20 protein-coding genes are annotated in these 23,465 nt (G+C 74.1%); 8 read left to right on the top strand and 12 right to left on the bottom strand.

What is annotated here, in order from left to right; all coding sequences use genetic code 11:
* Window positions 1-88: 88 nt before the first annotated feature.
* The 7 genes from AC5L3Z_RS24385 (at window position 89) to AC5L3Z_RS24355 (ending at window position 9,824) form a co-directional block, all read left to right on the top strand.
* Window positions 89-892, top strand: a complete 804-nt coding sequence (locus AC5L3Z_RS24385) for a TIGR03084 family metal-binding protein (protein WP_494845292.1) — start codon at window positions 89-91, stop codon at window positions 890-892.
* Window positions 889-2,625, top strand: a complete 1,737-nt coding sequence (locus AC5L3Z_RS24380) for an acyclic terpene utilization AtuA family protein (RefSeq protein WP_494845290.1) — start codon at window positions 889-891, stop codon at window positions 2,623-2,625. The genes AC5L3Z_RS24385 and AC5L3Z_RS24380 overlap by 4 nt, the downstream gene beginning before the upstream one ends.
* Window positions 2,622-3,815, top strand: a complete 1,194-nt coding sequence (locus AC5L3Z_RS24375; RefSeq protein WP_494845288.1) for an acyl-CoA dehydrogenase family protein — start codon at window positions 2,622-2,624, stop codon at window positions 3,813-3,815. The genes AC5L3Z_RS24380 and AC5L3Z_RS24375 overlap by 4 nt, the downstream gene beginning before the upstream one ends.
* A gap of 56 nt (window positions 3,816-3,871) precedes the next feature.
* The gene (locus tag AC5L3Z_RS24370; RefSeq protein ID WP_494845286.1) at window positions 3,872-5,473 is read left to right on the top strand and encodes an acyl-CoA carboxylase subunit beta; all 1,602 of its coding nucleotides are present in this window, start codon (window positions 3,872-3,874) and stop codon (window positions 5,471-5,473) included.
* A 70-nt stretch (window positions 5,474-5,543) separates the two neighbouring features.
* Window positions 5,544-7,565 (top strand): acetyl/propionyl/methylcrotonyl-CoA carboxylase subunit alpha, encoded by a 2,022-nt coding sequence (locus AC5L3Z_RS24365; protein ID WP_494845284.1) that lies wholly within the window; start codon window positions 5,544-5,546, stop codon window positions 7,563-7,565.
* Window positions 7,562-8,725: an acyl-CoA dehydrogenase family protein gene (locus AC5L3Z_RS24360; protein ID WP_494845282.1), complete on the top strand. Its 1,164-nt coding sequence runs from the start codon at window positions 7,562-7,564 to the stop codon at window positions 8,723-8,725. The genes AC5L3Z_RS24365 and AC5L3Z_RS24360 overlap by 4 nt, the downstream gene beginning before the upstream one ends.
* Window positions 8,726-8,834: 109 nt before the next feature.
* On the top strand, window positions 8,835-9,824 hold the full coding sequence (locus AC5L3Z_RS24355; protein ID WP_494845281.1) for a hypothetical protein: 990 nt from the start codon (window positions 8,835-8,837) through the stop codon (window positions 9,822-9,824).
* A 137-nt stretch (window positions 9,825-9,961) separates the two neighbouring features.
* On the opposite strand, the gene AC5L3Z_RS24350 is transcribed toward AC5L3Z_RS24355, so the two are convergent.
* The 5 genes from AC5L3Z_RS24350 to AC5L3Z_RS24330 form a co-directional block, all read right to left on the bottom strand.
* Window positions 9,962-10,477: an allene oxide cyclase barrel-like domain-containing protein gene (locus AC5L3Z_RS24350; protein WP_494845279.1), complete on the bottom strand. Its 516-nt coding sequence runs from the start codon at window positions 10,475-10,477 to the stop codon at window positions 9,962-9,964.
* 542 nt (window positions 10,478-11,019) lie between these two features.
* Window positions 11,020-12,090 carry a hypothetical protein gene (locus AC5L3Z_RS24345; protein ID WP_494845277.1) on the bottom strand — a complete coding sequence of 357 codons (1,071 nt, stop codon included), beginning with the start codon at window positions 12,088-12,090 and terminating at the stop codon, window positions 11,020-11,022.
* Window positions 12,087-13,028, bottom strand: coding sequence for a transporter substrate-binding domain-containing protein (locus AC5L3Z_RS24340; RefSeq protein WP_494845276.1), 942 nt, complete (start codon window positions 13,026-13,028; stop codon window positions 12,087-12,089). The genes AC5L3Z_RS24345 and AC5L3Z_RS24340 overlap by 4 nt, the downstream gene beginning before the upstream one ends.
* 141 nt (window positions 13,029-13,169) lie before the next feature.
* Entirely contained in the window at window positions 13,170-14,465 is a 1,296-nt protein-coding gene (locus AC5L3Z_RS24335) for an alpha/beta hydrolase (RefSeq protein ID WP_494845274.1), read from the bottom strand.
* 2 nt (window positions 14,466-14,467) lie between these two features.
* On the bottom strand, window positions 14,468-14,851 hold the full coding sequence (locus AC5L3Z_RS24330; RefSeq protein WP_494845272.1) for a hypothetical protein: 384 nt from the start codon (window positions 14,849-14,851) through the stop codon (window positions 14,468-14,470).
* Window positions 14,852-15,109: 258 nt separating this feature from the next.
* On the opposite strand from AC5L3Z_RS24330, the gene AC5L3Z_RS24325 reads away from it, so the two are divergent.
* The gene (locus AC5L3Z_RS24325) at window positions 15,110-15,436 is read left to right on the top strand and encodes a hypothetical protein (RefSeq protein WP_494845271.1); all 327 of its coding nucleotides are present in this window, start codon (window positions 15,110-15,112) and stop codon (window positions 15,434-15,436) included.
* On the opposite strand, the gene AC5L3Z_RS24320 is transcribed toward AC5L3Z_RS24325, so the two are convergent.
* From AC5L3Z_RS24320 to AC5L3Z_RS24290, 7 genes are all read right to left on the bottom strand, one after another.
* A complete protein-coding gene (locus AC5L3Z_RS24320) occupies window positions 15,423-16,949 on the bottom strand; it encodes a serine/threonine-protein kinase (RefSeq protein WP_494845269.1) in 1,527 nt (508 codons plus the stop codon). The genes AC5L3Z_RS24325 and AC5L3Z_RS24320 overlap by 14 nt on opposite strands.
* 31 nt (window positions 16,950-16,980) lie before the next feature.
* Entirely contained in the window at window positions 16,981-17,460 is a 480-nt protein-coding gene (locus tag AC5L3Z_RS24315; protein ID WP_494845267.1) for a hypothetical protein, read from the bottom strand.
* Between the two features lie 143 nt (window positions 17,461-17,603).
* Window positions 17,604-21,182, bottom strand: a complete 3,579-nt coding sequence (locus AC5L3Z_RS24310) for an adenylate/guanylate cyclase domain-containing protein (RefSeq protein ID WP_494845265.1) — start codon at window positions 21,180-21,182, stop codon at window positions 17,604-17,606.
* Window positions 21,179-21,976 carry an MBL fold metallo-hydrolase gene (locus AC5L3Z_RS24305; protein ID WP_494845263.1) on the bottom strand — a complete coding sequence of 266 codons (798 nt, stop codon included), beginning with the start codon at window positions 21,974-21,976 and terminating at the stop codon, window positions 21,179-21,181. The genes AC5L3Z_RS24310 and AC5L3Z_RS24305 overlap by 4 nt, the downstream gene beginning before the upstream one ends.
* A 125-nt stretch (window positions 21,977-22,101) precedes the next feature.
* On the bottom strand, window positions 22,102-22,563 hold the full coding sequence (locus AC5L3Z_RS24300) for a RidA family protein (protein WP_334531795.1): 462 nt from the start codon (window positions 22,561-22,563) through the stop codon (window positions 22,102-22,104).
* Window positions 22,560-22,715 (bottom strand): Sp36 family protein, encoded by a 156-nt coding sequence (gene sp36 / locus AC5L3Z_RS24295; protein WP_334531793.1) that lies wholly within the window; start codon window positions 22,713-22,715, stop codon window positions 22,560-22,562. Before sp36 ends, AC5L3Z_RS24300 begins: the two co-directional genes overlap by 4 nt.
* A gap of 48 nt (window positions 22,716-22,763) precedes the next feature.
* Complete coding sequence (locus tag AC5L3Z_RS24290; RefSeq protein ID WP_494845261.1) at window positions 22,764-23,246, bottom strand: hypothetical protein; 483 nt, start codon at window positions 23,244-23,246, stop codon at window positions 22,764-22,766.
* Window positions 23,247-23,465: the final 219 nt, after the last annotated feature.

Below are 23,465 nucleotides of genomic sequence, written 5' to 3'. Positions count from 1 at the left end.
CGGCAGCGGGCGACGCGCCGCCCGGCCGAGTCGACCGCGTGAGGCAGTGACCCACCCGCCCTGACCGGCACCACAGCCCGGAGGCACCATGGTCGACCTGACAGCACTGCTCGCGGACCTGGCCGCCGAGTCCGAGCAGCTCGACGCCCTGGTCGTCGCGCTGCCCCCGGACGCCTGGCGCCGGCCCACGCCGGCGCCCGGCTGGACGATCGCCCACCAGATCGCCCACCTGGCCTGGACCGACCACGTGGCCCGGCTCGCCGCGACCGACCCGGCGGCCTTCTACGGCTCGGTCATCGCCGCGCCGGACCCGGCCCGCCTGGTCGACGACGGCGCGGCGGAGTTCCTCGCACCCTCGGCCCGGCTGCTCGCTCGCTGGCGCTCCGGCCGCACCGCGCTCGCCCAGGCCCTCGCCGCCGTTCCGCCCGGAGAGAAGCTGCCCTGGTACGGCACCCGCATGTCGGCCACCTCGATGGCCACCGCCCGGATCATGGAGACCTGGGCGCACGGCGAGGACGTCGCCGAAGCGCTCGGCGTCACCCGTACCCCGACGGCTCGGCTGCGGCACGTCGCACACCTCGGCTTCCGTACCCTCGGGCACGGCTTCGCCGCCCACGGCCGCGCGGCGCCGACGGCGCCGGTGCGGGTCACGCTGACCGCGCCCGACGGATCCACCTGGGCCTTCGGGCCGGCGGACGCCGCCGACCGGGTCACCGGACCGGCGCTCGACTTCTGCCTGCTGGTCACCCAGCGCCGGCACCGCGCCGACCTCGCCCTGGTCGCCACCGGGCCGACCGCCGACGAGTGGCTGGACGTGGCGCAGGCGTTCGCGGGGCCGCCCGGCGCCGGGCGGAAGCCGGGGGCCGCCCGCCGGGCGGGAGCGCGGGCATGAGCGCGGTGCTGCGGGTCGGCAACGCGTCCGGTTTCTACGGCGACCGGTTCACCGCCTGGCAGGAGATGCTCGACGGCGGCGAGCTGGACGTGCTCACCGGCGACTACCTGGCCGAGCTGACCATGCTGATCCTAGGCCGGGACCGGCTGCGGGACCCCTCCCTCGGCTACGCCCGGACCTTCCTCCGCCAGCTCGAAGGCGTCCTCGGCACCGCCCTGGACCGGGGGGTGCGGATCGTGACCAACGCCGGCGGCCTCAACCCCGCCGGCCTGGCCGCCGCGATCGGCGCGCTCGCCGACCGGCTCGGCCTGACCGCCCGGATCGGGTACGTCGAAGGCGACGCCCTGGCCCGGCCGGACGCGCTGACCGCCAACGCCTACCTCGGCGCGTTCGGCATCGCGGCCTGCCTCGACGCCGGGGCGGACGTGGTGGTCACCGGGCGGGTCACCGACGCCTCGCTGGCGGTCGGGCCGGCGATCGCCCGGTTCGGCTGGGGACGGTACGACCTGGATGCGCTGGCCGGGGCAACCGTCGCCGGGCACCTGATCGAGTGCGGCGCGCAGGTCACCGGCGGCAACTTCAGCTTCTTCACCGAACTGCCCGACGGCGGCCACCGGCCCGGCTTCCCGATCGCGGAGATCCACCCGGACGGCTCCTCGGTGCTCACCAAGCACTCCGGCACCGGCGGCGCGGTCACCGTGGAGACGGTCACCGCCCAACTGCTGTACGAGGTGGCCGGACCGGCGTACCTGGGCCCGGACGTGGTGACCCGGCTGGACAGCGTCTCCCTCCGACAGGACGGCCCGGACCGGGTACGGGTCAGCGGCGTCCGGGGCACCCCACCGCCGGACACACTGAAGGTCGGGATCAACAACCTCGGCGGCTTCCGCAACTCGATGACGTTCGTGCTCTGCGGGCTCGACATCCCGGCCAAGGCGGCCCTGGTCCGCGGGCAGCTCGAGGAGGCGGTCGGCGTCGACGGGCTGGAGTTCACACTGGCCCGCACCGATCATCCGGACACCGGCGACACCGAGGCGGCGAGCGCCCTGCTGCACGTACACCTGCGCGACGGTGACAGGGCGCGGGCCGGGCGGGCGTTCTCGGCCGCCGCGGTGGAGCTGGCGCTGGCCTCCTACCCGGGCTGCACGCTGACCACCCTGCCCGGCGACGCCACCCCGTACGGCGTCTTCACCGCCGACTTCGTGCCGCAGGAGGCGGTGCCCCACGTCGCGGTGCTGCCCGGCGGCGAGCGGGTGCCGATCCCGCCGCCGCCCGTGACCTCCGCCCAGGAGCCGCCGGCGCAGCCGCAGGCATCGACGGGGTCCCCGTCCTCGACCACCGGCCGGCGCGGGCCGCTGGGTGAGCTGGTCGGTGCCCGCTCGGGCGACAAGGGTGGCGACGCCAACCTCGGCGTCTGGGCGCGCACCGACGCCACCTGGGCCTGGCTGCGCGGCTGGCTCACCGTCGAGCGGCTGGCGGGGCTGTTGCCGGAGACCGCCGAGCTGACCGTCGAACGGTACGAACTGCCGAACCTGCGGGCCGTGAACTTCGTGATCCGCGGGCTGCTCGGGCCGGGGGTGGCCGCCTCCACCCGGTTCGACCCGCAGGCCAAGGCGCTGGGCGAGCTGCTCCGCTCCCGCGTGGTGGAGCTGCCGGTCGAGCTGTCACCCAGCCAGCCGGAGCGGGCCGCCACCGCCCCCGGCCCCGGCACCGCCCGGGAGGTGACGGTGTGACCATCGTGGACACGCCTGAGCGGCGGCAACTGCGGGAGCTGACCCGGGCCTTCGTGACCCGGGAGGTGCTGCCGCACCTGGACGACTGGGAGCGGGCCGGTGAGGTCCCCCGCGAGCTGCACGCCACCGCCGCGAAGATCGGCCTGCTCGGGATCGGCTTCCCCGAGCAGGTCGGCGGCAGCGGCGGCGACCTGCTCGACTCGATCATCGTCACCGAGGAGATCATCCGTTCGGGTGGCTCGTCCGGGCTGGTGGCGGCGCTCTTCACGCACGGCATCGCGCTGCCGCACATGGTCGCCGCGGGCGGCGGCCGGCTCGGCGGCTCACTCGGCGGCCGACTCGGCGCGGAGCAGGCGCCCGACGACGACCTGATCGACCGGTACGTCCGCCCGACCCTGGCCGGGACGATGATCGGCGCGCTGGCGATCACCGAGCCGGACGGCGGCTCGGACGTCGCCGCGATCCGCACCACCGCCCGCCGGGACGGCGACCACTACGTGGTGAACGGGTCGAAGACGTACATCACCAGCGGCGTCCGGGCGGACTTCGTGACCACCGCGGTCTGCGCCGACTTCCCCGGCAGCGGCGAGCTGACCCTGTTGGTGATCGACAAGGGCACGCCGGGCTTCACCGTGGGACGCCGGCTGGAGAAGCTGGGCTGGCACTGCTCGGACACCGCCGAGCTCTCCTTCGTCGACGTCCGGGTGCCGGTGACCAACCGGATCGGCGAGGAGGACACCGGCTTCCTGGCGATCATGCAGCACTTCGCCGCGGAGCGGCTCTCGCTGGCCACCCAGGCGTACGCCACGGCGCAGCGCTGCGTGGAGCTGACCGTGCGGTGGTGCCGGGACCGGACCACCTTCGGTCGGCCGCTGGCCGGTCGACAGCTCGTCCGGCACCGGCTGGCGGAGATGCACACCCGCGCGGAGGCCGCCCGGGCGTACGTGCACGACGTGGCGGCCCGGGTCGCGGCCGGCGAGCCGGTGGTGACCGAGGTGGCGATGGCGAAGAACGTCGCGGTGGCCGCCTGCGACCAGGTGGTCGACCAGGCGCTGCAACTGCACGGCGGCTTCGGCTACCTGCGCGACGCCGAGGTGGAACGGCACTACCGGGACGCCCGGATCCTCGGTATCGGCGGCGGCACCACCGAGATCATGAACGAGATCATCGCGAAGGGCATGGGCCTGTGAGTGCGAGGAGTGAGCCGGGTCTGCGAGCCCCGCAGTCACGAACGGAAGGCAGCACTGTGACCACACCGGACAGCGCGATCGACCCGTCCTCGCCGGCCCACCGGGCCAACCGCGAGGCCCTGCTGGAGCGCCTCGCCGAACTGGACGCCGCGCTGGACCAGGCGCGGGCGGGCGGCGGCGAGAAGTACGTGACGCGGCACCACCGGCGCGGCAAGCTGCTCCCCCGGGAGCGGATCGAGCTGCTCCTCGACCCGGACAGCCCGTTCCTGGAGCTCTCCCCGGTGGCGGCCTTCGGCACCGACTTCCCCGTCGGGGCGAGCGTGGTGACCGGCATCGGCGTGGTCGAGGGCGTGGAGTGCCTGGTCGTCGCCAACGACCCGACGGTGCGCGGCGGCGCGGTCAACCCGTGGTCCCTCGCCAAGACCCGGCGGGCCGGCGAGATCGCCCTCGCCAACCGGCTGCCGATGGTCAACCTGGTGGAGTCGGCCGGGGCGGACCTGCCCACCCAGGCGGAGATCTTCATCCCGGGCGGGCGGGTGTTCCGCGACCTGACCCGGCTCTCCGCGGCGAAGATCCCCACGGTCAGCGTGGTCTTCGGCAACGCCACCGCCGGCGGCGCGTACGTGCCGGGGATGTCCGACTTCACCATCATGATCCGGGACCGGTCGCAGGTCTACCTGGCCGGACCGCCGCTGGTGAAGATGGCTACCGGGGAGGTCACCGACGACGAGTCGCTGGGCGGGGCCGCCATGCACGCCTCGAAGTCCGGCCTGGCCGACTTCCTGGCCTCCGACGAGCGGGACGGCATCCGGCTGGCCCGGCAGTGCGTACGCCGGCTGAACTGGCGCAAGCAGGGCCCGCCGCCGCGCAACCCGGTGCCGCAGCCCCCGAAGTACGACCCGGAGGAGCTGCTCGGCATCGCCAGCGCCGACCTCAAGGTGCCGTTCGACCCGCGGGAGGTGCTCGCCCGGGTGCTGGACGGCAGCGAGTTCGACGAGTTCAAGCCGAACTACGGCACCGCCCTGGTCACCGGCTGGGGCGAGCTGCACGGGTGGCCGGTCGGCGTGCTCGCCAACGCCCGGGGCGTGCTGTTCAGCGAGGAGGCGCAGAAGGCGGCCCAGTTCATCCAGCTCGCCAACGCCGCCGACACCCCGCTGGTCTTCCTCCAGAACACCACCGGCTACATGGTGGGCACCGAGTACGAGCAGCGCGGCATCATCAAGCACGGCGCCCTGATGATCAACGCGGTGTCGAACTCGAGGGTGCCGCACCTGACGGTCAACCTGGGCGCCTCCTACGGCGCCGGCAACTACGGCATGTGCGGCCGGGCGTACGAGCCGCGGTTCCTCTTCACCTGGCCGAACGCCAAGTCGGCGGTGATGGGGCCGGCGCAGCTGGCCGGGGTGCTCTCCATCGTCGCCCGGCAGGCCGCCGCCGCGCGGGGGCGCGACTACGACGAGGACTCCGACGCGGCGATGCGGATGATGGTCGAGCAGCAGATCGAGTCCCAGTCCGGGGCGCTCTTCCTCTCCGGCCGGCTCTACGACGACGGGGTGATCGACCCCCGGGACACCCGTACCGTCCTCGGGCTCTGCCTGTCGGCGATCCACAACGGACCGGTGAAGGGCGCCGACGGCTTCGGCGTCTTCCGGATGTGATCGCCGTGAGCGCGAGGAACGCAGCGCAGCGGAGTCCCGCAGTCGCGAACGAAAGGCAGGCTCAGCTGCAATGATCACCAGACTGCTCGTGGCCAACCGGGGGGAGATCGCCCGCCGGGTCTTCGCCACCTGCCGGGCGCTCGGCGTCCAGACGGTCGCCGTGCACTCCGACGCGGACGCCGACGCGCCGTTCGTGGCCGCCGCCGACCACGCGGTACGCCTGCCGGGCAACACGCCCGCCGAGACGTACCTGCGGATCGACCTCATCCTGGACGCGGCCCGGAAGGCCGGCGCGGACGCCGTCCACCCGGGTTACGGCTTCCTCGCCGAGAACGCCGAGTTCGCGGCGGCGGTCACCGACGCGGGGCTGACCTGGGTCGGCCCGCCGGCGAAGGCCATCGCCGCGATGGGCGACAAGATGGAGGCGAAGGCGCTGCTCGCCGAGGCGGGCGTGCCGATGCTGCCGACCTGGACCGACCCCGAACAGATCACCGACTTCCCGGTGCTGGTCAAGGCGTCCGCCGGCGGCGGCGGGCGGGGCATGCGCGTCGTCCGCGACGCCGCCGATCTCGCCGAGGCCGTCGCCTCCGCCCGCCGCGAGGCGGCCGCCGCGTTCGGCGACGGCACGGTCTTCATCGAGCGGTACGTCGAGCGCGGGCGCCACGTCGAGGTGCAGATCTTCGGCGACAGCCATGGCACGGTGGTCGCCCTCGGCGAGCGGGACTGCTCGATCCAGCGCCGGCACCAGAAGATCGTCGAGGAGGCGCCCGCCGTGGTCGCCCCGGAGCTGCGGCGGCGGCTGCACGAGGCGGCGGTGGCCGCCGGCCGGGCGGTCGACTACGTCGGCGCCGGCACGGTGGAGTTCCTGCTCGCCCCGACCGGCGAGTTCTTCTTCCTGGAGATGAACACCCGGCTCCAGGTGGAGCATCCGGTCACCGAGGCGGTCACCGGGCTGGACCTGGTCCGGCTGCAACTGCTGGTCGCCGAGGGCGAGCCGCTGCCGGTGGCGGCGACCCCGCCGACCGACGGCCACGCGATCGAGGTACGCCTCTGCGCGGAGGACCCGGCGCAGGGCTTCCGCCCCGCCACCGGCACCCTGCACCGCTTCGCGATCCCCGGGGTGGCCGGCGAGTTCACCCCGACGAAGGGGCTGCGGCTGGACTCCGGGGTGGTGGACGGCTCGACGGTCGGCGTGCACTACGACTCGATGCTGGCCAAGCTGGTCGCCTGGGCCCCCACCCGGTCCGAGGCGGCCCGGGCGTTGGCCGCCGCGCTGACCCGGGCCGAACTCCACGGCGTCGCCACCAACCGGGACCTGCTGGTCCGGGTGCTGCGCAGCCCCGAGTTCGGCCGCGCCGAGGTGGACACCGGTTTCCTGGAGCGGCACGCGGAGGTCTTCGCCCCGCTGCTGCCCGCCGCGCAGGTGCCACTGGCCGCGCTGGCCGCCGCGCTGGCCGGCGCGGCCGGGCGGCGGGCCACCGCACCGGTGCTCGCCGGGCTCCCCTCGGGCTGGCGGAACGTGCCCGCCTTCCCGCAGGTCACCCGCTACGCCGGACCGGACGGCGAGGTCGAGGTCCGGTACCGGCTGGACCGCACCGGCGCCCTGGCGGAGTGGTCCACCGACCCGGCGCCGACCGAGGGGCCGTCGGCCGGGGACGGAGCCGTGGCGGCCGGCGCTGACCGGTCGCCGACCGTCACGCAGGTGGCGGCCACCCCGGACCGGGTCGTCCTCGACGTGGACGGGGTGCGGTGCGCGTTCCGCGTACACCGGGTGGGGTCGGCGGTCTTCGTGGACGGCCCGAACGGGGCGGCGAGCCTGGCGGAGCTGCCGCGTTTCCCGCTGCCCACCGCGGCGCTGGCCGCCGGGTCGCTGCTCGCGCCGTTGCCCGGCGCGGTCACCCGGGTGCACGTCGAGGTCGGTCAGCGGGTCGCCGCCGGTGACCTGCTGCTGACCCTGGAAGCGATGAAGCTCGAACACCCCGTGCTCGCCCCGACCGACGGCGTGGTCGCCGAGCTGCCGGTGCCGGCCGGCGGTCAGGTCGACACGGGCGCCGTGCTGGCCGTGGTCAACCCCGAGGAGGCTCAGTCATGAACTTCGACCTCACCCCTGAGCAGGACCAGCTCCGCGACGCCGTCCGCGCGCTGGGTCGCAAGTACGGCCACGGCTACTTCGTGGAGAAGGCGAAGTCCGGCGGGCACACCACCGAGCTGTGGGACGAGGCCGGCCGCCTCGGCTACCTGGGTGTCAACATCCCCACCGAGTACGGCGGCGGGGGCGGCGGCATCACCGAGCTGGCCATCGTCTGCGAGGAGCTGGCGGCGGCCGGCTGCCCGCTGCTGCTGCTGGTGGTCTCCCCCGCGATCGCCGCCACCGTGATCAACAAGCACGGCACGGACGAGCAGCGCAAACGCTTCCTGCCCGGCTTCGCCGACGGCTCGCTCAAGGTGGTCTTCGCGATCACCGAGCCGGAGGCCGGCTCGAACTTCCACCGGCTCGGCACGGTGGCCCGCCGCGACGGCGACGACTGGCTGCTCTCCGGCCGCAAGTGCTACATCTCCGGCGTCGACGAGGCGCAGTACGTGCTGGTGGTGGCCCGCACCGAGGACGAATCGACCGGAAAGCTCAAGCCGGCGCTCTTCATCGTGCCGACCGACGCGCCCGGGCTGACCCGGTCCAAGCTGGACATGGAGATCCTCTCCCCGGAGAACCAGTTCCTGCTCTACCTGGACGAGGTGCGGCTCCCCGCCGACGCCCTGGTCGGTGAGTCCCTCGACGCCGGGCTGCCGGCGCTCTTCGCCGGGCTCAACCCGGAGCGGATCACCGTCGCCGCGATGGGCGCCGGCACCGGCCGGTACGCCATCGAGCGCGCCAGCGAGTACACCGCCACCCGGAAGGTCTGGGGTGGCCGGAGCATCGGCTCGCACCAGGGCGTCTCCCATCCGCTGGCGCACGCGGCGGTGCAGGTGGAGCTGGCCCGACTGATGATCCACAAGGCGGCCACCCTCTACGACGCCGGGCGGGACCTGGAGGCCGGCGTCTCCGGCAACATGGCCAAGTACGCCGCCGGCGAGGCCGCCGCGCTCGCCGTGGACACCGCCGTGCAGGCCCTCGGCGGGGCCGGCATGACCACCGAGTACGGGGTGGCGACGCTGCTCGGGGCGGTACGGGCCGGCCGGATCGCCCCGGTCAGCCGGGAGATGATCCTCAACTTCGTCGCCCAGCACGTGCTGGGCCAGGACAAGTCGTACTAACTTGACCGATCCGGCAGTGCCGGACCGGAAAGGGTGACCGGACCGACACCGTGATCCGACGACTCCCCACTGTCACGATCAGGGGTGACAGACCACAGGGGAGGATGTCATGGACAGAAGAGCCGTACTCAGAGGGCTCGCGGGCGCGGCGGTGGCCGCGCCCGCCGGCGGCCTGCTCGGCGCCGCGCCGGCCGAGGCCGCGACCCACTACGTGATGGCAACCGAGCAGGCCAGCGGTCGGATCCTCAGGTTCAACCCGGCCGCCTGGAGCAGCGGCACGGTGCTGTGGAAGGCGCCGGCCACCACCGGCACCTGGACGAACCTCTCGGACGTCAAGCGGCGGGGCACCGCGATCTGGGGCAACGTCATGCTGGTGACGTCCTCCGGGGTGGGCGACTACCTGGGCCGGGCCGCGATGATCGACGAGAGCGCGATCGGCTCCGCGCGGACCGGAGGGATCGTCTGGCAGGCCACGGTGGACGGCAACCCGCACTCGATCGAGCGGATCGAGGGCAAGGGGGCGATCGTGGTGGCCACCTCCAAGGGGCCGACCGGCTCGGCCGGGGGCGGTGGCCTGCACCTGTTCGTGCCGTCAACCAACGGCGGCAAGCCGGGCACCCGGGCCGTGAAGTTCTACGGCTTCCCCGGCGCGCACGGGGTCATTTACAACCAGAACGGCTTCATCATCGCCGTGGGCACCGGTGAGGTGCGCCTCTACGGGATCACCGGCAACGGGTCCAGCACCCGGTTGTCGTACCGGACGAAGCTGACCTTCAGCGACGGCGCGGGCCGGGCGAAGGTCGGGCACGACATCCTGCCCGACCACGACGGCAGCGGTTACTTCTTCACCTCGTCGTACAACGTGCGCTCGCTGCAACTGGTGTACGCCGGCACCAGCTGGCAGTTCACCTCCAGCCAGGTCAGCGGGGCCGACCACGTCAAGGCGTACACCCGGCTGCCGAACGGGGTGCGGACCTGGGTGGTGCCGGGCTCCGGCGAGGGTGACTGGAGCCGCACCATCCACTTCAGCTCCGGCAACCACAGCAAGAGCGGCGCCCGCTTCTACCGGGTCCGGTACTACACCACCGCGTTCGGCTGACCGGCCGCGCGCCCGGGGCCGGCGGGGCGACGCCGGGCCCGGGCGCCGGGCGGGCCGGTCGTAGCCGTGGTGGGTCGGCTCAGCGCACCGTGCGGCAGGCGGCGCCCTTCGCCGGGCTCTGCTCGTCGCGACGGGTGTCATCGCTCCAGGTGAACGGTGAAGCGCCGCTCCGTCTCACCAGCGGGAACAGTGCGGACAAAGCCCTGGGCGTTGCGATAGTCGCCCGAACCGCCGGTGATGCCGACATCGACACTGGAGGGGGCAGGCAGATGGAGCAGAGCCTGCGCGGCGAACTGTCCCTCGGGCAGTGAGAACGTGCCCACGCACTGCAGCGCGGCCGGGTCGACACGGGTGTACGTGCAGACCACACTATGATCTCCGACCTTCTTGCCGTCACGGTAGAGGTCTTCGTGGACGACGCGCTGGTCCCCCAGACCGACCCCGGGTCCACCCACATCGAGATCTGCGATCGCGGTCTGCTTGCCGACCAACTCGAAGGTCTGTGTGCGCTCCTCAACCACCGGGGCACTGTTGAAGTTCGACGTGTCGGCCGAGGCCGACGGAGCAAGGGCGACGCCACCGACGAGAGCGGCAGCCATTCCGGTGGCCGCACTCAGATAAGGCAACTTCGTGTCCTTCAGCGCATTCGACAAGGTGCAACTCCGTTCTGTCCGGATCGGCCGACCGGGCGCCGCACACCCGACCGTGGGCTGACCCAGTCATATTGGTGATCTGACGCCTGCGGGGCATCGGGTCCGTCCGCAGGAATGCTTCGGTTTCCCGCACCCGCCGCTTCGACACCGGCCGCTTCAGGCCCCGCCGATTGCCTCACCGCTCCCCGGAAGCCCGGACGGACAGGTCTCCGAACGCGTACTCAGACCCTGCGAACGCAGTCCCCATACGTCCATATGCGTTCGGCCCTGTTTGCACCCGTGGTCGCTCAACTACGGCGACTCCTCGACCAGGCAGGGTTCAGTGAACCGCGCCCGTGCTGGTGGTGAGCTCTCCTCTAGAGAAGATCTGAAGCTGATGAGGCGTCGTTACCGGGGGTCGCTGATCGCCCGCCTGAGCGGCCACCGCCAGCACGAACCGTGATGTTCAGCCGCCGACGGCTGGGTCTGGCTGGACGGCTACCAGCTCGACGCCAAGGGCACCGCCATCGCCCGCCGCACGATCTACGTGCAGAAGGCGGGACTCACCGGCACGCCGCGTCCACCCGGTGCACCGGACGCACCCGCCGCCCCAGCCCCTCCAGGAGCGAGTCCTCCACGTGGAAGTCGTGGATCCGCAGCCGGTGCCGGGGCAACTCCTCCTCGGACGGGCAGAGCACCTGCCCGCGTACCTGGTCGACCGGGACGTAGCGCACCCCGCCGCGCTCCTGGAGGATCACCATGTTGACGTCGTCGGTGGTCACCACGTGGCCCCGGACGTCCTCGCTGGCCCCCGAGCCGCCCCCGACCGTGGTGACCGTCAGCGGCAGGACCGGTGTGCTGATCACCGGTAGCGCCGCCCAGACCAGCACCACCAGCACGGCTAGCTGGGTGAGCGTGGCCAGCGGCCGGATCACCACCCCGGGCAGCGGCCCGGCGACGAAGAGCGCCAGCAGCGGCGGTACGACCAGCAGGACGATCGCCAGCGCCTCTCCCTGCCGCCACGCGTCCCGCAACGTCGGCACGAGCAGGAAGAGGTACCCGCCGAACACCGCCGCGACGACGAGGACCCGAGCCACGGGCTGCTCGTGCAGCCGTTCCGGCCGCACCTGGAACGCCGCGAAAGCGGCGGGCACCAGCAGCGGCAGGTACAGCAACGGCCAGGTGACCAGGGCCATCAGGAAGCTCGCCGCCACGAACCAGGTCGGGGTGACCTCGACCCAGCGGGCGAAGAGAGGCCGGCGTGCCGCACCAACCCCGCTGGCGCCGAGCACCGCGCCGAGCGCGAAGACCGCGACGAGCGCGGTGGCGAGCAGGCGGGCCGCCGTGGTGAGGAAGCCGGCCAGCAGGTTGATCGGCCCGACGTTGGCCACCAGCAGCAGCGTGGTCTGCAACTCGCCGCCGGCCTCCACGCCGAGCCGGAGTACGGAGAAGATCGCCGGCACGCCGACCACGGCCGTCCAGAACGACTGGCTGGCCCGCGCCCGGCGCTCGGCCTGCCCCCAGCCGGGGTGCCCGCCGGCCGCCGCCCGGGTCTCGGTCGGCTCGAACGGAACGGGCGGCGTGCGCACACCGGCGTCCGGATCACCCGGGACGGTGGTCGCCGCCGTACTCATCGCTGCGGCGCCTTGTCGTCGAAGTCGACCAGCCTGGGTACGTCGAGCGGCTGCGGCTGCCGTTTCTCCGAGCGCATCCACGGCCCGAGCGTCCGGTTGTAGGCGGTCTGCCACGGGCTCGCCTGCCCTTTACGCCCCTGCTGGTAGCTCTTGTCGAGGAAGTAGGCCACCAGGTCCCGCAGCGCCGGGTCACCGATCGGCACGCCGACGCCGAGCAGTTCGCTGGTGCCGAACGGCATGTCGACGATCTCGAACTCGGTCGGGTAACGGGCCAGGAAACCGGCGAGGATGGTCTCGTCGGAGCTGACCGCGTCGTACCGCCCTGCCCGGATGCCCTCGACGCAGTTCCCGACGTTCTTCACCACCTGCGTACGGACCTGGTGCTTCTCCAGTTCCGCCTCGGTGGTGGAGCCACCGCTGGTGCAGATCTTGTACTTCGGGTCGCGCAGGTCCTCGATGGTCCGGATGGCGTCCTTGTGCCGGGTCGGGACCATCACCTCCTGCGTGGTGACGAAGTACGGCCCGGCGAAGCTGACGAGCTTCTTGCGCTCCTCGGTGATGGAGAAGCTGGACACCACGAAGTCGACCACGCCGCCCTGGAGGGCCGGGATGCGGTCCTCCGTGGAGATCGACACGAACTCGACCCGCTGGTCCCCCTCGTAGCCGAGGGAGGCGGCGATGTAGCGGGCGATCTCGACGTCGAAGCCGACACGGACGCCGTTACGCACCTCGCCCATCAACGGCTCGTTGGTCGCCACCCCGACCCGCAGGGTGGGCTGGCCCCAGATGTGGGACTCGCGGAGCTTCTCCTGCACCGAGGGGAGCGACGGCTCCCGCTGGCTGTCGCAGCCGGCTGCGGCTGCCAGGGTGAGGGTCAGCGCCACCGCGATCGTGGTGGTGACCGAGCGGAACCGGTGCGGGGACACGTTGGCGTTCATCGGGCAACCTCGCTGACGGGCACGGCCTGCGGGACACCGAGAGTATCGGCACGCGTCCATCCCGTGGCCGGGCGGGGACGTCCGGACGGCGCACCGGGGTACGACGGGCGCACCGGGCGCCCGCCGTACCTCGACGGCCCGTCAGCGCAGGGTGAGCGAGCCCACCGCGGGCAGCGGCGCGACGACCGGCGGCAACCGCTTCGGCTCACCGCGGGTCGGCGCGGCCTGCCCGGCCGACGCACCCTTCGGCGCGGCGGCCCGCTGGGTCGCCTCCGGCCGGTCCGGCAGCTCGACGAAGGGCTGCACGTCGCCGGTGCAGACGGTTCCCCGGCGGGGCAGCGCGCCGGTGAGCAGGTAGGCGTCCACCGCGCCGGTCACGCAGGCCGACGTCCCGTACGCGGTGTGGCCCCAGCTGTCGCTGCTGAGCAGCCGGCTGTTCGGCAGCAGCTTCGCCGAGCTGACCGCGGCGTCGTAGTTGGTGGCCGGGTCCCAGTAGTTGCCGACCACCAGCACCGGTGCGCTGGTCCTGCGGTCGAACGGACCGGTCCAGGCGTCCTCGTCGCGCACCGTCCAGGTCTTCCGGGCGCACGGGGCGGTGATCCAGGCCCAGGCCCGCCCGAAGTACGGCGCGCGCTGGTCCTCCTTGGCACCGAGCGCCGGCCAGGCGCCGGCGTCCCTCGGGTGGTACCCGTCGGTGCAGTCCACCCCGAGGAAGGTCTCCAGCCCGTTCTGGTACGGGAAGTCGTAGCGGCGCTGCTGGCGGACCTGCTCGGCGCGCTCCGCGATGGCCCGGCGCGCCTCGGCGAGGCGGGCCGGAGACGCCGACCGCGCCTCGATGAGGGCCAGCAGGTCTGCCGTGATGGACACGATGGACTTCCAGCCGTCCGGGCTGTAGAGGGAGCTGAGGCTGGCGCTGACGAAGTCCGCGTAGCTGACGGTGAACGAGCCGAGCTTGGGGTCGTCCACCACCAGCGGCTTCTCGCGCAGCCGCTGGGCCACCAGCTCGTAGGAGGCGAGCGGGTCACCCGAGGCGAGCGGGCAGGCCTGCTCGCCGGCCTTCTCGCACCGGACCAGGATCTCACGCAGCGCCCGGTACGCCCCGTCGGCGCTGCGCAGCCGGGTCTCCTGGAGCTGGCCGCGGGCTTTGCCCCTGCCGACCCACTTCTCGGGGTTGAGCACCCCGTCGATGACCAGCGCGCGTACCCGGTCGGGGAACATGTTCGCGTAGTACTGACCGAGCGCGCTGCCGTAGCTGAAGCCGAGGAAGTTCAGCTTCGGGTCACCCACCGCCCGGCGCAGCACGTCCATGTCGCGGGCGACCTCGGCGGTGGACATCGCCCCGCTCAGCGGTCGGCCCGTGGTGGAGCAGGCCCGGCCGACCGCCTCGGAGGAGGCGACGTACGCCTTCTCCTCGGCCTTCGTCCACGGGAAGGCCACGTTCAGTCCGGCGCGGCGAGCGCGATCTCGGTGCCGGAGCCGCCCGGGCCGCCCGGGTTGAGGAAGAGGCTGCCGACCCGGGCCTGCTGGTCGCGGGCCTTGACCCGGAGCAGGGCGATCTCGGTGGTGGCGCCGTTCGGCTTGTCATAGTCCAACGGCAGTTGGACGGTCGCGCATTCGGCGTCGCCGTAGCAGGCGTACCAGTCGAGCGTCGGCGTGGGGACGCGGTCGACCCGCCGTGCCTCGGCGGGGCTGGTGCGGTCCGATGTGGTGGGGCGACCTCGGTCGGGGCTGTCGGGGGCCGCGGTTGCGGGCGCAACCGCCGATCCGGCGAGGAGGAGGCCGGCGATTCCTGCCGCGGCCAGGGACCGGGTTCTACGTGGCATGTGGATGCCTTCCGGTGGAGAACGGGGACTGTCGAGGTGACCCTCGGCCCTCGTCACTGTAGGAATGCCAGCCAACGGAACTGGTGCGACATTTGCCAACCAATAGGGCATAACGCCGGAGCGATGTAACGACAATTTCATGGTCGACGCTATTTGCCGTCGGTTCGTCACGGGCACCGGTGGCGGCCCCGGGACTTCCGGCGGACGCCGCACCGCAGTGCGGGTTGACAGCCGGTGTGACGCCGACATGCTTGTCGGGTGGGACGAATCCTCAGGCCCGACGCCCGGACCGTGGCGGTCGTCGCGTCGCTCGCGGCGATCGCGGTGCTCGTGGTCCTGGTCGTCGGGCACACCAGCGGCATCGTGTCGGTCATGCTGGCCCTGCTCTGCGTCCTGCTCGCCACGATCGCCGGCACCGCGGTGTCGGCGATGCGCGACCGGAACGGGCGGCAGGAGGACGACAACGCGGGGGCCGGTCAGCCGGACCTCGGGACGTCGGTGCTGGACGCGGACACCCTGGACGCGCTGGACAGCGCGGCGGTGCGTTCCCGGCCCCGCTCGCCGGGCCGGGTCAGCGACCGGTGAGGGTCGGCATCACCAGCGCGTCGACGCCCCGACCCGCCAGGCAGCGGTAGGTACCGTCCGGCGCGTCACCCGGCGGCAGCACCTCCAGGTTCCAGCCGGCGGCCGAGGCCATCCCGCTGGTCAACCGGAAGGTGTGCGGGCTGCACACACTCCGGACGGCGGGATCCGCGCTGATCGCCGCGTGACCAGCACCGACCAGCGCCGCGGGCAGGTCACCCTGGGCGTACGTCTCCCAGGTGTGCCGGCCGTCGCACGACACCCGGGCCGCCTCCGCGCGGTCGCCGCGCAGCCGCACCGGCCCGAAGCACTCCAGTTCCGCGGCGCAGCGCGCGCCCACCGGCAGCGGCGCGGCCGGGGCGCCCGGCGCACAGCCGGGCAGGGTGCCCCAGCCGGCGGTGGGCGAGGTCGCCCCGCTGGACGTCGGCGCCGCCGTGGGGCCGGCCACCGGTGGGGTCCCCCCGGCCATCCAGGCGCCGGCGCCGGCGGAGGCGGCCAGGGCGAGGACCCCGGCGCCGCCGAGGAACCAGCGTCGCCGCCGGCGTCGCCGGTCGTGCGGCACGGTCGGGTGGTCGTCCTGGGCCGGGGGCCGCGGGTCCGTCCGGCCGCCGGGGTACGGGGATCCCGTGGTGGAGCCACCGCCGAGCGGCGCCCCGGAGATCGGCGCTCCGCTGACCGGGGCCGGCGAGGAGTCCAGCGGCAGCGCGGCGAGCAGGTCGCGCACCTCGATCGCGGAGGGGCGCGCGTCCGGGTCGTTGTCCATCCCGGCCCGGAGCACGTCGACCAGTTCGTCCGGCACCCCGGGCAGCCCGGGGATCGGCTGGTGGAACATCTCCAGCACGGTGACCAGGCTCGGGTTCCGCTCGGACTGCCAGCGGGGCGGGCGGCCGCTCATCACCGCGTACAGGGTGGCGCAGAGGGCGTAGACGTCGACGGCGGGCGACGGCGGGCTGTGGCTGAACATCTCCGGCGGGGCGTAGGCCGGGGTGAGCACCTCCAGGGTGACCGAGGCGTCGCGCACCTCGGCCAGCACCGCCAGCCCGAAGTCGGCGAGCACCGCCGGGTTGAAGTGCGAGTAGAGGATGTTGGCCGGCTTGACGTCGCGGTGCAGCACTCCGGCGGCGTGCGAGTGGGCCAGCGCGTCCGCGATCTTGACGCCGAGGTCACGGGTCTCGGCGGCGCCCAGCGGGCAGTGCCGCATCCGCTCGGCGTACGAGCCGTCGCAGAGCTCCATGATCAGATATGGATGCTGGTCGACGGTGACGCCGACATCGAAGAGGTCCACCACGTGCGGGTGGGACGACATCTTGCCGGCGGCCCGCGCCTCGCGCAGGAACCGGGCCTGGTCCCGCTCACTGTCCAGCGTGCGGTTCTCGACCTTGACGGCGACCTCACGCCCCACCGAGATCTGGGTGGCACGGTAGACGGTGGCGTAACCACCCCGGGCGAACACCTGCAAATCAGTCAGACCGGGCACGATGGGCAGCCGAAGGGCACCGGGCGGGGTCTCGGTCACAGCTCTGAAAATACCCGTCCCGCCGGAGCGCTCAGCGAACCGTACCGGCGGCGGGCGCCGGACCGGTGCTCTCGCCGACGCCACCCGGGCCATCGACCGACGTCGCGCCGGCCGCGCGGCGGGCGTCCCAACGCAGGCCGAGGGCGGTGGCGAGCGCGCCGAGCCCCTCCCAGAGCGCGACCCCGAAGAACCGGTCCGGGGCCACGTCCGCCAGCACCGTGAGGGTGAAGACGGTGAAGGTGACCAGCCGGAAGAAGACCGTGAACCGGTAGAACGCCCGCCACTCGGTGGCGACCGCCAGCAGGTAGTAGGCGCCCATGTTGAACGCGGCCATCGAGGACGCGGTGAGGAACGTGCCGGTGTAGTCCCCGGCGGACCGGGTCTGCGGCACCTCGAAGCCGAGCATCCGCAACTGCGCCTCGGGCCAGACCAGCCCGAGCGCGCCCAGCAGCAGCGCCAGGACGCCGAAGACCGCGATCGTCCAGCCGGCGGCGGAGCGTGGCAGCCTCATCTGTCCTCCCCAGCCAGACGGCGCGACCGTCACCGATGGACAACCGCGTGGAGTGACACGCTAGCCGCCCCCACCGACGCGCACATCCCCGAAACCGCCAGACCTGCCCCCGCCTGCCCTCGCGGCACGGCCGGGCCGGCGGGTCAGGAAGCCGTACCGGCGGCCAGGCGGGCGCGGAGGGCGTCGGCGGCGGCCCGCTCGCTGCGCTGCTCGGTGGCGTACGCCAACCGGACCGCCTCCTCGGCGCAGGCCAGCGCCTCCACCGGCTGACCGCAGGCGGCCAGCGCCTCGGCCAGCACGCTCGCCCCGATCACCTGGCTGCGGACGTCCTCCGCCGGGGCGGCGACCGCCCGCCGGGCCCAGTCCAGCGCCTGCTCCCGCTGGCCGTGCGCGAGCAGGGCGGAGGCGTACCGGGCCAGCGTCTGGCGACGGGAGAAGAGCAGCGTCGGAGCGTTCGCCGCGGTGGTGGCCACCGGGGCGAGCAGGCCGACGGCGGTGGCCGAGTCACCGGCGGCGAGCCGGGCGGTGGCCAGCAGCACCCGCGGGGCGGCCTGCGCCGGAGCCTGCGGATTGTGCGGCTCCACCGCGGTGAGCACCGCCCGGGCGTCCCGCTCGGCCATGTCGCAGTCACCCATGTCCAGCGCGACGAAGCCGCGCAGCGTGCCGGCCATCCCGGTGAGCAGCGGATGCGAGGTGCGCCCGGCGTACGCCAGCGCGTCGGTGAGCAGGTCGGCCGCGTGCTCCGGCTCGCCCAGCCCGCGCGCCACCACCCCCCGTACGACCAGCGCGAAGCCGCGACCCCAGTCGTCGGAGACCTCGGCGAAGTCCCGGTACGCCCGGCGCGCCGCCCGGTCGGCCTCGGCGATCTCGCCCAGCTCCGCCCCGGCGAACGCCTCGACGGCGCGCAGCGTGCCCACCGCCCATGCCTCGCCGACCCGCTCACCGAAGGGCAGGAAGACGTTCGCCAACCGGCGGGCCTCCCCGAGCCGCCCGGCGAGCAGCCGGGCGAAGGCGGTGGTGCCGCGCAGCCAGGCCCGGCCGTACGGGTCCCGCAGCTCGGCGAAGAGCCGGGCGGCCCGGCCGAGGACCGCCTCGGCGCCGGCGAAGTCGCCCCGGGTGGTGGTCACCCAGGCCAGGTTCTGCAACGACCAGGCCTGCCCCCGGGCGTCCTTCGCGGCGAGGCTGACCTGGTAGGACGCGGCGAGCCGGCTGCTCGCCTGGCCGAGCCGGCCGGCGACGAAGTCCGCCATGCCGAGCCGGCGCATCGCCGAGGCGCGCAGGTTGGGCAGGTCACCGGCGCCGGCCACCTGCAACGCCTCCTCATAGGAGGTCGTCGCCCGGTCCTGGTCGCCGAGGGTCTGGTGGGCCTGCCCGGCGAGCAGCAGCGCGCTGGCCCGGGTGGCCTCGTCGCCGGTGTTGGCCGCGATCTTCTCGGCGTAGGCGAGCGCGTCGGCGGGGCGCCCGACCTGGAGCAGGGCCCGGGCGTGCACCACCCGGTCGGCCGGTGGCACCCCGTCCCGGGCCAGTTCGGCGGCGCGTTCGGCGTACTCGACCGCGCCGGCGGGCTCCCCGGCGGCGAGCGACCGGCGGGCGGCCCGGCCCAGCGCGGCCACGCCCAGCGGCGCGACCGTCCGGGCCGACGCGTCCGGGCGCAGCTTGACCGCGTCGGCCAGGGCGGCGGCCCGCTCGACGTGCTCGGCGACGAAGTCGTCCCGGGCCGCGTCGGTGAAGCCGCCCGGTGCCGGGCCGGCGGACTCCGGCCCGGGGGCGGCCCAGCGGGCGAGCGCGGCGTGCCGCTCCGCCAGCTCGGCCTTGCTCACCCCGGCGTACGCGGCCTCCCGCATCAGCGGGGTGGCGAAGGCGTACCCGACGCGGGTGCGGTGCAGCATCCGGCGTTGCAGCAGCTCCTCGACGGCCCGTTCGAGTTCGACCGCGGCCACCGCCGCCGGCCGGCCGTCCCGCCCGCCCCGCTGCTCGCGCAGCGCCTCCAGGGTGCCGGCGGGCACGGTGTCGCCGACCACGGCGGCGTCCCGCAGCACCGAGCGGGCGTCCGGCGGCAGCGCGTCGATGCGCGCCGCGAGGACGGCGGCCAGGTCCCGGGAGAGCAGCCGGCTGCCGAGCGAGCCGGGCGCCAGCCGCCAGCCGCCGTCGCCGCCGGCGGTCAGCGCGCCCCGCTCGCGGAGCAGGGTGACCAGCTCCGCCAGGTAGAACGCGTTGCCCTGGGCGGTGGAGAGCAGCCGGTCGGTGTCGGCCTGCGGCAGCTTCCCCCCGCCGAGGTAGGTGGTGAGCAGCCGGGCGGCGTCCGCGCCGCGCAGCGGGGGCAGCGCGTGCACCTCGGCGTCCGCGACCCGGGTCAGCGCCCCGGCGGTACGCACCAGCTCCGGCCGGCCGAGCAGCAGCACCAGCACCGGGCCACCGAGCCGGGACAGGGTCAGCCCCAGCGCGCGGATCGTCTCGGCGGTCGCGTCGTGCAGGTCGTCCACCACGATCGCCAGCGGCGCCTCGGCGGCGAGGGCGCTGAGCAGCCCGGCCACCGCGTTGGGCACCGCCTCGGCGTCGGTGGCCGGCAGGGCGGTGGCCCACTCACCCTGCTCGGCGGGGCCGGCCGTGGGCAGCTCGGCGTAGCCGAGCAGGGCGAGCAGCTGGTCGGTGGCGATCGGCGGCGGTGCGGGGCGGAGCCGAGCGAGCCGCTGCCCGAGCCGGCGCAGCCGCTCCTCGACCGCCGGGCGGGTCAGCGCGGTGGCGGTGTCGTTGGGCAGGCCGACCGCCGCCCGGACCAGGTCGGCCAGGGGCGCGAGCCGGCGCCGCTCACCGAAGGCGGCGCAGCGTACGGAGAGGACCCGGGCGCCGCTGTGCGCGGCGTACCGGCCGGCGCCGACGTCGTACCCGGCGGCGAGGCGTTCCACCTCGGCGGCGAAGCGGGACTTGCCGATGCCCGCCTCGGCGGTCATCAGCAGCACCCGGGGCTCGCCCCGGTCGATCACCTCGGCGAGCCGGCCGGCGACCCGACCGATCTCGGTCTCCCGGCCGACGAAGGGCGCCTCGTCGCCGAGACCGGAGCGGGTGCCCGGGGCGTCCAGGAGACCGAGCAGCTCGTACGCCTCGACCGGTTCGCGCTTGCCCTTGAGCCGCAGCGGGCGCAGCGCCCGCCAGGAGGCGACGTGCCGGGTGGCGGCGGCGGTCCGCGCGCCGGCGTAGACGGCGCCGACGGCGGCGGCGTCGGCGAGCCGGGCGGCGGTGTTCACCGTGTCGCCGATGACGGTGTACTCGATGGCCGCCTGGATGCCGGCGATCACGTCGCCGGTGTTCAAACCGACCCGCAGGCCGAGCGGCGCACCGCCGCCCCGCTCGTCGTCGAGCACCCGGCGGACGGCCCGCTGCATGGACAGGGCGGCGCGCATCGCCCGCTCGGCGTCGTCCTCGTGCGCCACCGGCGCGCCGAAGACCGCCATGATCCCGTCGCCGGTGAGCTTGTCGACGTGCCCGCCGAAGGTCTTGACCGCCCCGGCGAGCGCGGCGAGCACCCGGTCGGTGACCGCGCCGACCCGTTCCGGGTCGAGGTCCTCCGACCAGGAGGTGAAGTCGGACAGGTCGCCGAAGAGCACGGTGACCACCCGGCGTTCGGCGGCGGGCAGCGTGGCGGCGGCCGGCAGGGCCGCGCCGCAGTTGTGGCAGAACCGGGCGCCGGGTACGGCCACGGTGCCGCAGACCGGACAGGTCACGGCTGCTCCACCCCGAGGTGTTCCAGCTGGGCCCGGACCGACCACTCGGCCGCCCACCACAGCGACCGGTCGACGTCGGCGTAGACCTTCGCGACGACCTCGCCGGGAGTGGTGGCGCCCTCGGCGACGGCGGCGCGGACCTGGTCGAGCCGGGCGCGGCGGTGGGCGAGGTAGTACTCGGCCGCCGCCGCGCAGTCGGCCAGCGCCGGGCCGTGCCCGGGCAGCGCCGGGATTCCCCGGTACACCGAGAGCAGTTCAAGGCTGGCGAGGTAGTCCCCGAGGTGCCCGTCGGGGTGAGCGACGACGGTGGTCCCCCGGCCGAGGATGGTGTCGCCGGTGAGCACGACGCGCTCGTCGCCGAGCTGGGCCAGGAAGCAGACGGAGTCGGTGGTGTGGCCGGGGGTGGGCAGGACCCGGACGGTCAGGCCGGCGGCCTCGATCGGCGCGTCCGGGTCGAGCGGCGCGCCGCCGATGGTGTGCGCGGGGTCGACGGCCCGGACGGCCACGCCGGCGAGGCGGTCGACCAGCGGGGCGGAGCCCTCGGTGTGGTCCGGGTGCCCGTGCGAGATCAGCACCGACGCGACCGGCCCGTGCCCGGCGATCCGGTCGAGGTGCCCGTCGTCGGCCGGCCCGGGGTCGATCACCACGGCCGGCGCGCCCGGGGCCGCGCGCAGCACCCAGGTGTTGGTGCCGTCGAGCGTCATCGGCCCCGGGTTCGGCGCGCGGAGCAGCGTCACCCAGTCCGGCAGCGCGTCGGCGAGCGCCGCCGCCGGCGCCGTCAGATGCCCGGTCATGGCTGCGATCGTACGACCCTGTCCGCCACTCCCCGCGATCTTGCGATTTCGGCCCCTGGTTTGTGGCCGTTCACGGCTTTCGCCCCGGCCCGAACCGCAAGATCACAGGGGCGGACGGTGACCGGTCAGGAGACCTCGACGATGACCTCGACCTCGACCGGCGCGTCGAGGGGGAGCTCGGCGACGCCGACCGCGGAGCGGGCGTGCCGGCCGGCCTCGCCGAAGACGGTGCCGAAGAGGTCGGAGGCGCCGTTGATCACGCCGGGCTGGCCGGTGAACCCGGGCGCGCTCGCCACGAAGCCGGTCAGCTTGACGATCTTGACGACGTTCTCCAGGCCGACCAGCGAGTCGATCGCGGCCATGGCGTTCAGCGCGCACCGCTCGGCGAGGTCCTTGGCCTGCTCGGCGGAGACGCCGGCGCCCACCTTGCCGGTGGCGAGCAGCTTGCCCTCGGCGATCGGCAGCTGACCGGAGACGTAGACGTGCTGGCCGGACTGCACCGCCGGGACGTAGCTGGCCACCGGGGGCACCACGTCCGGCAGGGCCATGCCCAGCTCGGCGAGCTTCGCGTGCGGACCGTTGCTCACGCCTTCACCCGCTTCAGGTACGCGACCAGCTGGTCCGGGTTCGGGCCGGGGACCACGGCGACGAGTTCCCAGCCGTCCTCACCCCAGTTGTCGAGGATCTGCTTGGTCGCGTGGACCAGCAGCGGGACCGTGGCGTATTCCCACTTCTGCATCGGTGGAAGGCTCCCTTGCCTGCGCTCGGACTACTGTGCAGGCACAGCCTACGGTCCGGGCGACGGCCGGGGTGCGGGACGCTGCTCGGGCGCGGTGGGCACCTCCCCGCACGGGCCCTCGTGGTCGTACGGCTGCGGGCAGCGGGACCGGTCCGGCAGCAGCAGGTCGCAGAAGACCCGGTGCCGGTTGTTCTGGTCGTCGGCGGTCGAGACGGTCGTCTCGCCGGCGTCCAGCTCGACCAGGAAGCCCAGCGAGGTGGCCACCGTCCCGGCCAGGGCGGTCGCCGCCGACAGGTCGGCCACCCGGATCGGCAGGTGGATGACGTACCCCGGCTCCTCCTCGTCCCGCTGCCGCGGCCCGGACCGGCCCAGCACCCGCAGCACCTCCGACGGCTCGGCGCAGCGCCGGTAGGACCGCTCGTTCACCGGCAACCCGACCGGCCCGTCGACGTCACCGGCCGCGCCCAGCCGCCACGACGCCCGGTCGCCGGGAGGGAACTGGGCTCGGGCGAAGTTGTCCGCGTCGCGCATGTACTGCCTCCGGGCCTCGTGCCGTGATTGACCACCGTCCGGACCGGGCCCTCCGCCCGACCCGCTCCCCCGCACCGGCACGAACGTAGGACCGACGCGTGGGCAGCCACAACGGGACGCGCACGCACGATCACCCCAAGTCACATATGCGACACATTACTCGTCCGTAACGCGACCCCACGGAACAACAGGTCGTGAGCGCTCCGCCACAGAGGCGCC

This window comes from Micromonospora sp. LZ37 (genome assembly GCF_059359015.1).
Note: the sequence above shows the minus strand (reverse complement) of the source record. Positions and strands in the feature narration are given on the sequence as shown.